Origin of the sequence: Streptomyces purpurogeneiscleroticus (assembly GCF_020024005.1) — a bacterium.
GTDB lineage: Bacteria > Actinomycetota > Actinomycetes > Streptomycetales > Streptomycetaceae > Streptomyces > Streptomyces purpurogeneiscleroticus.
This window is the reverse complement of sequence record NZ_NHSG01000326.1, coordinates 25,526-36,293: the sequence shown is the minus strand read 5'-3', so window position 1 is coordinate 36,293 and position 10,768 is coordinate 25,526. Positions and strand designations below refer to the sequence as shown.

8 protein-coding genes are annotated in these 10,768 nt (G+C 72.4%); 3 read left to right on the top strand and 5 right to left on the bottom strand.

Features of this window, described 5'->3' with window-relative positions:
- Nucleotides 1-467: 467 nt before the first annotated feature.
- Both CCS38_RS21390 and CCS38_RS21385 read left to right on the top strand, forming a co-directional pair.
- Nucleotides 468-2,141, top strand: coding sequence for a SulP family inorganic anion transporter (locus CCS38_RS21390; RefSeq protein WP_223734922.1), 1,674 nt, complete (start codon nucleotides 468-470; stop codon nucleotides 2,139-2,141).
- A 149-nt stretch (nucleotides 2,142-2,290) separates the two neighbouring features.
- Nucleotides 2,291-3,712 (top strand): M1 family metallopeptidase, encoded by a 1,422-nt coding sequence (locus CCS38_RS21385; RefSeq protein WP_223734921.1) that lies wholly within the window; start codon nucleotides 2,291-2,293, stop codon nucleotides 3,710-3,712.
- Between the two features lie 5 nt (nucleotides 3,713-3,717).
- Here CCS38_RS21385 and CCS38_RS21380 read toward each other — a convergent pair whose 3' ends face one another.
- Complete coding sequence (locus CCS38_RS21380; protein ID WP_223734920.1) at nucleotides 3,718-4,266, bottom strand: hypothetical protein; 549 nt, start codon at nucleotides 4,264-4,266, stop codon at nucleotides 3,718-3,720.
- A gap of 41 nt (nucleotides 4,267-4,307) precedes the next feature.
- On the bottom strand, nucleotides 4,308-4,619 hold the full coding sequence (locus CCS38_RS21375; RefSeq protein WP_223734919.1) for an SH3 domain-containing protein: 312 nt from the start codon (nucleotides 4,617-4,619) through the stop codon (nucleotides 4,308-4,310).
- A 209-nt stretch (nucleotides 4,620-4,828) separates the two neighbouring features.
- On the opposite strand from CCS38_RS21375, the gene CCS38_RS21370 reads away from it, so the two are divergent.
- Nucleotides 4,829-7,150, top strand: a complete 2,322-nt coding sequence (locus tag CCS38_RS21370; RefSeq protein WP_223734918.1) for a serine/threonine-protein kinase — start codon at nucleotides 4,829-4,831, stop codon at nucleotides 7,148-7,150.
- A gap of 82 nt (nucleotides 7,151-7,232) precedes the next feature.
- On the opposite strand, the gene ilvD is transcribed toward CCS38_RS21370, so the two are convergent.
- The 3 genes from ilvD to CCS38_RS21355 form a co-directional block, all read right to left on the bottom strand.
- Nucleotides 7,233-9,083, bottom strand: coding sequence for a dihydroxy-acid dehydratase (ilvD, locus tag CCS38_RS21365; protein ID WP_223734917.1), 1,851 nt, complete (start codon nucleotides 9,081-9,083; stop codon nucleotides 7,233-7,235).
- A gap of 152 nt (nucleotides 9,084-9,235) precedes the next feature.
- Nucleotides 9,236-9,868 carry a TetR/AcrR family transcriptional regulator gene (locus CCS38_RS21360; protein WP_223734916.1) on the bottom strand — a complete coding sequence of 211 codons (633 nt, stop codon included), beginning with the start codon at nucleotides 9,866-9,868 and terminating at the stop codon, nucleotides 9,236-9,238.
- Nucleotides 9,865-10,689, bottom strand: a complete 825-nt coding sequence (locus CCS38_RS21355; RefSeq protein ID WP_211266484.1) for a sugar phosphate isomerase/epimerase family protein — start codon at nucleotides 10,687-10,689, stop codon at nucleotides 9,865-9,867. The genes CCS38_RS21360 and CCS38_RS21355 overlap by 4 nt, the downstream gene beginning before the upstream one ends.
- Between the last annotated feature and the right edge of the window lie 79 nt (nucleotides 10,690-10,768).

Below are 10,768 nucleotides of genomic sequence, written 5' to 3'. Positions count from 1 at the left end.
GCCCAAGCACACCGCCATGAAGAGCGGGAGCCAGGGCGAGGTCGGCCCCGAGACCGCTCACCTGCGGCGGGCCGCCCGCGTTTCCGCCGGGCCGCCCACTCCCTTCGACCCGCGTGATCTGTGCGTGTGCTGCCGCACCGTACCGGCGGACGAACACGAGCCGGCCGTCCCGCTCACCCGCGCGCACGCCAAATCACTGCAGAGAACCGGTCAAATACCCCTCACTCTCTGTGTTTTCCGCTGCTGAGGGATGTCAGAACGGGCTTCCCCCCTGGCCCGCGCACCGCACGGGCGTACGTCGCCACAGGTCACCACAGAACGGCTGACCGGAACCGGCTTCTGACCGGTCCCGGCAATGGCCGCTGACCTGGCGTATCCACGCCCGCTCGTACGGATCCAGTCATCCATCCGCAACAGCTCCTGCCTGCAGCACGCACTGCCGGCAGGTACCAGCTGGAGGCATCCTCATGCGCAATTTCGTCGAACGGATCTTCAACTCCCGTCTCGGTCCTCCGGGCACCGCCGGGCCGCCGGGCTCCGCCGGGTCCCCGCGCGGCACCTTCCGCGCGGACTTCACCGCCTCGCTCGTCGTCTTCCTCGTCGCCGTACCGCTCTGCGTCGGCGTCGCCGTGGCCTCCGGTGTACCCGCCGAGCTCGGCCTGGTCACCGGCATCGTGGGCGGCCTGCTCACCGGCCTCCTGCCCGGCAGCAGCCTCCAGGTCAGCGGCCCGGCCGCGGGCCTGACCGTGCTCGTCTACGAGGCGGTGAAGGAGTACGGCGTCGGCTCGCTCGGCATCATCGTCCTCGTTGCCGGCCTGCTCCAGCTGCTCATGGGCGCGCTCAAGCTCGGCCGGTGGTTCCGGGCGATCTCGGTCGCGGTGGTGCAGGGCATGCTCGCCGGCATCGGCCTCGTGCTGATCGCCGGCCAGGTGTACGCCCTCGCGGACGCGAAGGCGCCCGGCAGCGGCCTCGCCAACCTGGGCGGGCTGCCCAACCTCTTCATCGACACGGTCGGCTCGAACTCGGCCCTGGCCGCGTTCGGGATCGGCGTCGGCACGATCGCCGTCCTCGTCCTGTGGCCGCGCTGGAAGAAGGGCGCGAAGGTGCTGCCCGCGCCGCTCGCCGCGGTGGCCCTCGCCACGCTCGCGGTCTTCGCGTTCGACCTGCCGGTCGCCCGCGTCGAGGTACAGGGCCTGCTGGGCGCCATCCAGCCGCCGGGCGCCGACGACTTCGCGCGCGTCGCGGAGTTCGGCGTCATCGGCACGGTGCTCGCCTTCACCCTCATCGCGTCCGCCGAGTCGCTCTTCAGCGCGGCGGCCGTGGACCGGCTGCACGACGGGCCGAAGACGGACTACGACAAGGAACTGATGGCCCAGGGCGCGGGCAACACCGTCTGCGGCGTGCTCGGCGCGCTGCCGATGACCGCGGTCATCGTGCGGAGCTCCGCCAATGTGTCGGCCGGCGCGAAGACCAAGCTCTCCCGCGTCCTGCACGGCGTCTGGCTGCTGGTGTTCGCCGCGGCCTTCCCGGCCGCGCTGGGCGTCATCCCGGTGGCGGCGCTGGCCGGTGTCCTGGTGCACGCGGGCTGGAAGCTGATGCCGCTGAAGGACATCCGTCCGCTGTGGCGCGACCACCGTGGCGAGGCCATCGTGCTCGCGACGACCGCCATCGCCATCGTGGTCACCAACATGTTCGAGGGCGTGCTGATCGGTCTGCTCATGGCGGTCGCGAAGACCGCCTGGGAGACCTCGCACGTGCACCTGGAGGTGTCCGGCGACGGCATCGACGGTGGTACCGGCAGCCACGCCCACAGCCTCGTGGTGGCCAAGTCGGTGCACGGCTCCGGCTCCGCGGCGACCGCCACTCTCGACGAGGCCGAGCCCGCGACCGCCAAGGCGGCCGGACCGGTCCGCGTACGCGCCGTCGGCAACGCCACCTTCCTGCGGCTGCCGCGCCTCCTCGACCAGTTGGAGGCGCTGCCCGCCGACCGCGAGATCCAGCTGGACCTCTCGGGCCTGCGCCACCTCGACCACGCCTGCGAGGCGGCGCTCCTGGGCTGGGCCGAGCAGCGGCGCCGGGAGCTCACCGAGCCGGCCGGTGTGAGCATCGATCACATGCCGGTGCGCGGGGCCGTCTCCTGATCCGCCACCACTGAAGCAAGCAGGACCCTCGTCCTGGGACGTCCCCCTGGTGGCGGAACGCATTCCCGTCACCAGGGGGATACAGGAATCCGTACGACCTCATAAGGTCAGCGCAACTCTCCTGTCCCCCACACCCCCCAGGACTCCCCGTGAAACGCCGGCCCCTGCGCGCCTGCGGCGCGACCGCCGCCCTGTCCGTGGCCCTTCTGCTCTCCGCCTGCACCCACGACCTCGCGGCCGGTCCCGCCGGCACCTCGGCCGTGGACGGCCGGGACACGCTCGGCGACCCGCTCTTCCCCGCGCTCGGCAACGGCGGCTACGACGTACGCCATTACGCGCTCGGGCTGGACTACGACGTCCGGCACGGCAGCCTCGACGCCACCGCCCGCCTCACCGCGACGGCACGACAGCGCCTGGCCTCCTTCTCCCTCGACCTGCACGGCCTGAAGGTGACGCGCGTTCAGGTGAACGGCGAGCGGGCGGAGTTCTCCCGCCGGGGCGACAAGCTGCGGGTCCGGCCGGCGAGCGCGCTGCCGAAGGGGAGTACCTTCCGCACGGCGATCGCGTACGAGGGGCACCCGACGGACTTCGCCGACCCCGACGGGTCGAAGGAGGGCTGGGTCCGCACGGCGGACGGGGCGTTCGTCGTGGGCGAGCCGGCCGGGTCGCAGACCTGGTTCCCCGGCAATCACCACCCGAGCGACAAGGCCGCGTACGACATCACGGTCACCGTCCCCAAGGGCTACACCGCCGTCGCCAACGGCGAGTTGAAGGAGCGTCCGGAGGCGAAGGACGGGACGCGGACCTTCCGCTGGCACAGCGAGGAGCCGATGGCGTCCTATCTCGCCACCGCCACGATCGGGAAGTTCCGCGTGCAGACCGGCCGTACGAAGCAGGGCCTGCCGCTGTACGTGGCCGTGGACCCCAAGGAGGCGGAGCGCAGCGCCGGGCCGCTCGCGCGCCTGTCGGAGATCGTGAGCTGGGAGAGCAAGCTCTTCGGTCCTTACCCCTTCTCCTCCGCCGGGGCCATCGTCGACCACCCGCCCCGGGACATCGAGTACGCGCTGGAGACGCAGACCAAGCCGATCTACTCCGGGGCCCCCGACGAGGTGACCGTGGTGCACGAGATGGCGCACCAGTGGTTCGGCAACTCGGTGACGCCGGAGACCTGGCAGGACATCTGGCTCAACGAGGGCTTCGCGACGTACACGGAGTGGCTGTGGGCCGAGCGCCACGGGGGCAGGGGGCCGCAGCAGCAGTTCGACGCGCTCTACCGGCTGCCCGCGGGCGACCCGCTGTGGGCCTTCCCGCCCGGCCGTCCGGGCAAGGCGGAGAACGTGATGGCCACGCCGGTGTACGAGCGCGGCGCGATGGTCCTCCAGCAGCTGCGGAACGCGGTCGGCGACCGGACGTTCTTCCGCATCCTGAAGGAGTGGGCCGCCGCGCACCGGCACGGCAATGCCGGGACGAAGGAGTTCATCGCCTTCTGCGAGCAGCACGCGCACAAGGACCTGACGGCGCTGTTCGACGCCTGGCTGTACGGGGAGGGGAAGCCGGGCCGGACGTACTGAAGCGCCTAGCGGCGCTTCTTGCCCTTGGCCCCGCCCTTCGCGCCCTGTTTACGGGCCGCGGGGTTGCCCGTACGGGCGGTGCGCCGCCGGGCGTGGCGCTCGCGGGCCGCTTCGTACTCCGCGCGGTGCAGCTTCTCGCCGGGCGCCTCGATGAGCGCGCGGCAGAAGTAGGCCAGCAGCGAGCCGATGAAACCGATCATCATCAGGCTCTGCGCGGACTTCTCGGCCTTTTCGGCTGCGCGGTCGGCGGCCGGTTCGCGGCGCCGGACGAACCCCTCCCACGTGCGGCGGAAGGCGAGGGCGCTGCACACCGCGAAGCAGACCACGATCAGGACGTTCACCAGCGAGCCGACCTCGGCGACGGCCAGGCCCTCGAAGGCGAAGCGCAGTACGAAGGCGCCGAGCGCGGCGAGCACGAGGGCGCCGAGTGCCACGCCCGCGCGGCGCAGCGCATAGCCGCCGTCGTGGTGGACCCAGGTCGTGCCGAAGAACCGGATGGCGACCGGCTCGGGGCCGGCCGGCTCGTCGGCCGGGCGCTTGTGCTCGTCGCTCATGCCTCGATTATCCCCTTCGGCCTGCGCGCGGTGCTCTCCGGTCAGCTCCCGCAGGGCCGGGCGACGAAGCCGTCGCTCCCGGTCTGCACGTACGTGTCCGAGACGTACTCGCCGCTGCCGATGCAGTCCCAGATGTTGCTGGTGCCGTACGGGCCGCTGATCCACTCGCCGTGGCGCTGGCAGCGGATGGGCACCGAGGAGCCGGCCGGGAGGGTGCGGACGACCGCGGCGCTGGTGCTCGGGCCGCTGCGGACGTTGAGGCGGTAGCCCGGCGCGACGGGATAGCTGCGGTAGGCCGCGACGGTGCCGGCCGCTTCGGCCGTGCTGTCGGCGGTGTTCTCCTGTGTGCTCATGGCGACTCCCCCGTGAAATGTCGTGTGAATGCCCGCGTCCGGTGGCAGGGGCTGTTTTCGGCCTCGCCCTTCGATCCGCGCGGCGGCTCGAACGGGGTTCAGGCTAGCAAGCCGCACCCGGGCCGTAACCGGCGTCCGCCGGGCATCCACTAGGCTCCGAACGTCGCATCTGCGGCCGATTGCGCGGCCGAATACACGGGGGTGGGGAGATGCCGCCGCTGCGGAGTTCCGGCGCCGGACCGGAAGCGGAACATCCGGAGTACGCAGGGAACTACCGGCTGGAAATGCCGCTCGGTTCGGGCGGTATGGGCGTGGTGCACCTGGCGCGTTCGGCGTCCGGGCTGCGGCTCGCGGTGAAGGTCGTACACGCGGAATTCGCCCAGGACCCCGAGTTCCGGGGCCGGTTCCGGCAGGAGGTGGCGGCCGCGCGGCGGGTGAGCGGGGCTTTCACGGCGCCGGTCGTGGACGCCGATCCCGACAGTGAGCGGCCCTGGATGGCGACGCTCTACATTCCCGGGCCCACCCTTTCCGCGCATGTGAAACGGAATGGCCCGCTGCCGCCGGACGAGGTACGGAAACTGGGCGCCGGACTGGCGGAAGCGCTGCGCGACATCCACCGCGCCGGCGTGGTGCACCGCGATCTGAAGCCGAGCAATGTCCTGCTGGCTGCGGACGGCCCGAAAGTCATCGATTTCGGCATTTCGCGACCGTCCGACAGCGAAATGCGGACGGAAACCGGCAAATTGATCGGGACGCCGCCTTTCATGGCACCCGAACAGTTCCAGCGGCCGCGGGAAGTCGGCCCGGCGGCGGATGTGTTCGCGCTGGGTTCGGTACTGGTGCACGCCGCGACCGGCAGCGGGCCTTTCGATTCGGAGAGCCCTTACCTCGTCGCTTACCAGGTCGTCCACGACGAGGCCGATCTCGCGGGCGTGCCGGAGGAGCTGGCTCCGCTGCTGCGCAGCTGCCTGGCGAAGGACCCGGCGGACCGCCCGACGCCGAGCCAGCTGATGGCCCGGCTCCGCGTCGACCTCCCGACGGAGCTGCATCTGGAGCCGCTGTACGCGCCGGCGGCGGCCGCGCTCGCGGCCCCCGCCATGGGTGCCGCCCCCGCGACGGACCCGTCCGTGGGCCCGGAGTCGCTCCTGGAGCCCGACTCGACCCTCGACCCGCCCGAACCGCGGACCTGGGACGCGCCCGCGCCGCGCGTACCGCACCAGCACGGGCCCGTCGAGGCCATGCCCACTCATGTGCGGGCTCACGTACCGGCCGGGCCGCCGGCGCCCGCGGCGCCGGCGAAGGCCCCCGCGTCCCGCCGTCCGCGCCGCTGGCCGGTCTGGGCGGCGGTCGCGGCGGTCGTCGTCGGCGGGGGCGGCTTCCTGGGCGTACGGGCGCTGCTCCCGGAGGAGGGCCCGCGGCAGCAGCCCCGCAGTACGGCGGAGCCCTTCCACCCCTGGCGCACCGCCCTGCTCGAACGTTCCGCCGACCACCCCGCCGAGATGCCGTTCTGCTCCCTCGCCCCGAAGACCGCGGCGTCGGCTCCCGCCCTCTTCTGTGCTCAGCGCGGCGTACGGGCCGCGCGCCTGGACGCGGAGCACGGGGCCGTGAAGTGGCGGCTGCCCGCAGGGCCCGCCGCCGACACCGATCTGCCGCCTGCCGCGCCCACGCTCTCCGGCGGCCTGCTGTACGCCCTGTCCCCCGACGGCCGGCGGCTGGACGCCTTCGATCCGGCGGCGGACGGCAAGGGCGCCCGGCGCTGGAGCAAGGACGTCTCCGCGTACAACGGGCAGGTCGCCGTCGTGGGCGACGCGGTGCTGCTCACGGCGGCGGACGGCACCGTGACCGCGCTGGACAGCCGGACCCACGAGCAGCGGTGGCGCCGCTCCTACGCGGGGCACGCGCTGCCCCGCTTCCACGCGTACGGAGCGGCCACCGGCACCGCGTACACGGCCACCGCGCAGGACGACGGCCGCACCCTCGTCACCGCGGTCGGCCTCGCGCACGGCACGGTCCGGTGGGAGAAGCGGCTGCCCGGGACGCTCACCCCGGCCGGTACCGGCAGCGGCGGCGCGCTCTTCCTGACCTCGGCGGCGCTGGACTCCCGTACCGAAGCGGTCGTCCGGTACAACCCCGGCAGCCGCGCGGTGCGGACGTACCGGCTGCCGGCGCCGCTGGACGACGCGCTCACCGCGGTCCGGGACGACACGGTCTACCTGCTCGCCTACGGGGGCACGCTGCAGGCCGTCGGCGCGCGGACGTGGCAGGTCGAGACCTCGGTCAGCCGCGGCTCGCAGCCGGTGGTGGACGGGGACCGGCTGTACTTCAGCGCGGCCGACGGGCGGCTGCTGGCGGTGGACGCCCGGCGCGGGGCGATGCTCGGGCAGACGCAGCCGCGGCTGGCCACGGGGCGCGGCGGTTTCCTGGAGACGGTGCCGGCGCCGGTGGTCGCCCCGGGCACGCAGCGGATCTTCGGATCGGGCCCGGACGGCACGGTCTTCGGGGTGGACGCGGCGGACCCGGGCCGCTGGTAGCGGAGGACGGTGCGTACGTACGCGAAGGACCCCGGCCGCTGACAGCGGGCCGGGGTCCTCGGCGGTTGTGCGGAAGCGGCGGTCAGCCGAGCTTGCTGACGTCCCGGACCGCGCCCTTGTCGGCGCTGGTGGCCATCGCCGCGTATGCGCGCAGCGCCTGCGAGACCTTGCGCTCGCGGTTCTTCGGCGCGTACACACCGCCCAGCGCCTCGCGGCGGGCGGCCAGCTCCTCGTCACCGACCAGCAGCTCGATCGACCGGCCCGGGATGTCGATCCGGATCCGGTCGCCGTCCTCGACCAGCGCGATGGTGCCGCCGCCGGCCGCCTCGGGCGAGGCATGGCCGATGGAGAGGCCGGACGTACCGCCGGAGAAGCGGCCGTCGGTGATCAGCGCGCAGGTCTTCCCCAGGCCCCGGCCCTTGAGGTACGAGGTCGGGTAGAGCATCTCCTGCATGCCGGGGCCGCCCTTGGGGCCCTCGTAGCGGATGACGACGACGTCGCCCTCCTTGACCTGCTTCATCAGGATCTTCTGGACGGCCTCTTCCTGGGACTCGCAGACCACGGCCGGGCCCTCGAACGTCCAGATGGACTCGTCGACGCCCGCGGTCTTCACGACGCAGCCGTCGACCGCCAGGTTGCCCTTGAGGACCGCGAGCCCGCCGTCCTTGGAGTACGCGTGCTCGACCGAGCGGATGCAGCCGCCCTCGGCGTCCTCGTCCAGCGCCGCCCAGCGCTCGGACTGGGAGAACGCCTCGGCGGAGCGGACGCAGCCGGGGGCCGCGTGCCACAGCTCGACGGCCTCGGCGGACGGCGAACCGCCACGCACGTCCCACGTCTTGAGCCAGTCGGCGAGGGACGGGCTGTGCACGGAGTGCACGTCCTCGTTGAGCAGCCCGGCGCGGTGCAGCTCGCCGAGGAGGGCGGGGATGCCGCCGGCGCGGTGCACGTCCTCCATGTAGTACGTGCGGTCCTTCGCCACGTTCGGTGCGACCTTGGCCAGGCACGGGACGCGGCGCGAGACGGCGTCGATCGCCTCCAGGCCGAAGGGGACCTCCGCCTCCTGGGCGGCGGCGAGCAGGTGCAGGATCGTGTTGGTCGAGCCGCCCATGGCGATGTCGAGGGCCATGGCGTTCTCGAAGGCGTCGAACGTGGCGATGTTGCGCGGCAGGACCGACTCGTCGCCGCCCTCGTAGTACCGCTTGGCGATCTCCACGACCGTACGGCCGGCGTTCTCGTACAGCGCCTTACGGGCCGTGTGGGTGGCCAGCGTCGAGCCGTTGCCGGGCAGCGAGAGGCCGATGGCCTCGGTCAGGCAGTTCATCGAGTTGGCGGTGAACATGCCGGAGCAGGAGCCGCAGGTCGGGCAGGCGTTCTCCTCGATGCGGAGCATGTCCGCGTCGGAGATCTTCTCGTTGACCGCTTCGGACATCGCGTCGACCAGGTCGAGGGTACGGACCGTGCCGTCCACGAGGGTCGCCCGGCCGGACTCCATCGGGCCGCCGGAGACGAAGACCGTCGGGATGTTGAGCCGCAGGGCGGCGTTCAGCATGCCCGGGGTGATCTTGTCGCAGTTGGAGATGCAGATCAGCGCGTCCGCGCAGTGCGCCTCGACCATGTACTCGACCGAGTCGGCGATCAGGTCGCGGGACGGCAGCGAGTACAGCATGCCGCCGTGGCCCATCGCGATGCCGTCGTCCACCGCGATCGTGTTGAACTCACGCGGGACGGCCCCGGCCGCTTTGACGGCCTCGCTGACGATCCGGCCGACCGGCTGCAGGTGGGTGTGGCCCGGCACGAACTCGGTGAAGGAGTTGGCGACCGCGATGATCGGCTTGCCGATGTCCTCGCTCGCTACGCCCGAGGCCCGCATAAGGGCACGGGCGCCCGCCATGTTGCGGCCGTGGGTAACGGTGCGGGACCTCAGCTCAGGCACGATGGTCACTCCCTTGGGGTTCGTCTGCGGCACGCGGCTGCGGACACATTCCGCACCACGTATCACCTGATCCCGAGGTTACGCTGCCGATCCAAGATCTGGACAGCACCTCCAGAATATGAGACATCTGCCCGCACTACGGACGCGCCCGCTCACGCCTCCGCGAGGTACCGCTGCAGCGTCGGCGCGACCATCCGGACGATGTCGTCGGGGTCGGCCGAGGCCAGCGGCTCGACCTGGATCACGTACCGCAGCATCGCGATGCCGACCAGCTGGGAGGCGGCCAGCTCGGCCCGGAGGCGCGGCTCCGGCACCGCCAGCTCCGCCGCCACCCGCTCCAGCATCCGCCGGAGCACGAAGCCGCGCAGCACCTTCGCCGCGGTCTCGTGCGTCATCGCGGAGCGGATCACGGCGATCAGCGGGGCCCGGGTCGCGGGGTTCTCCCAGATGCCGAGGAAGTACCGCGCGAACCGCTCGCCGATGCCGTCGGCGCCGTGCGCCAGCAGGTCGGGGAGGTGCAGCGCGGGCTCGAAGGTGACCTCGATGGCCGCGCCGAAGACCTGCTCCTTCGTGCCGAAGTAGTGGTGCACCAGCGCCGGGTCGACCCCCGCCGCTCTCGCGATGCCGCGGATGGACGCCTTGTCGTAGCCGCGTTCGGCGAATTCCGTACGGGCCGCGGCGAGAATCCGCTCCCGCGCGCCGGGACCGGCCGCGGACTCCGTACGCGCGGGGCGGCCGCGCCGGCGCGGGGCGGGCCCGGAGGCGCCCGTCCCGGGCGCGCTCACGACCCGTACACCCGGTTCGGCGAGGCCAGGTGCAGGCGCGTGAAGGCGAGGGCCTCGGCGAGGTCGGCCTCGCGTTCGGCGGCGGACATCGCGCGGCGGGTGTTGACCTCGATGACGATGTGCCCGTCGTAGCCGGTGGCGGCCAGCCGCTCCAGCAGCTCGGCGCACGGCTGCTTGCCGCGCCCCGGGACCAGGTGCTCGTCCTTGTTGGAGCCGTTGCCGTCGGCGAGGTGGATGTGGGCGAGCCGGTCGCCCATCCGATCCACCATGTGCAGCGCATCGCTGCGGGCTGTCGAGGTGTGCGAGAGGTCGACCGTGAAGTGCCGGTAGTCGTCCTTGGTGGGGTCCCAGTCCGGCGCGTACGCCAGCATCTCGCGGTCGCGGTACCGCCAGGGGTACATGTTCTCGACGGCGAACTTCACGTCCGTCTCGCCCTCCATGCGCCAGATGCCGCGCACGAAGTCCCGGGCGTAGTTGCGCTGCCACCGGAACGGCGGATGCACCACGACCGTGGAGGCGCCGAGCTTCTCGGCGGCGTTGCGGGCGCGCTGGAGCTTGGTCCACGGGTCGGTGGACCACACACGCTGCGTGATCAGCAGACACGGCGCGTGGATGGCCAGCACCGGCACGCCGTGATAGTCGGACAGCCGGCGCAGCGCTTCGATGTCCTGGCTGACCGGATCGGTCCAGACCATGACCTCGATGCCGTCGTACCCCAGGCGCGCGGCGATCTCGAAGGCCGTCGCGGTCGACTCCGGATACACCGACGCCGTGGACAGGGCGACCTTCGCATCCGGGATGCGCACCACTGGCTCCGTCACGAGGGACAGGGTACGGGGCCGCGCCTTGCGCGGGGCAATGGGCCGCCATTGAGGGTGCCCCTGGGCCGCCGTGGGCGGG

Bases quoted from the DNA above. Each gene is read 5' to 3' on its own strand.
- CCS38_RS21390 (WP_223734922.1), top strand. From the start codon at position 468: ATGCGCAATTTCGTCGAACGGATCTTCAACTCCCGTCTCGGTCCTCCG.
- CCS38_RS21380 (WP_223734920.1), bottom strand. From the start codon at position 4,266: ATGAGCGACGAGCACAAGCGCCCGGCCGACGAGCCGGCCGGCCCCGAG.
- CCS38_RS21375 (WP_223734919.1), bottom strand. From the start codon at position 4,619: ATGAGCACACAGGAGAACACCGCCGACAGCACGGCCGAAGCGGCCGGC.
- CCS38_RS21370 (WP_223734918.1), top strand. From the start codon at position 4,829: ATGCCGCCGCTGCGGAGTTCCGGCGCCGGACCGGAAGCGGAACATCCG.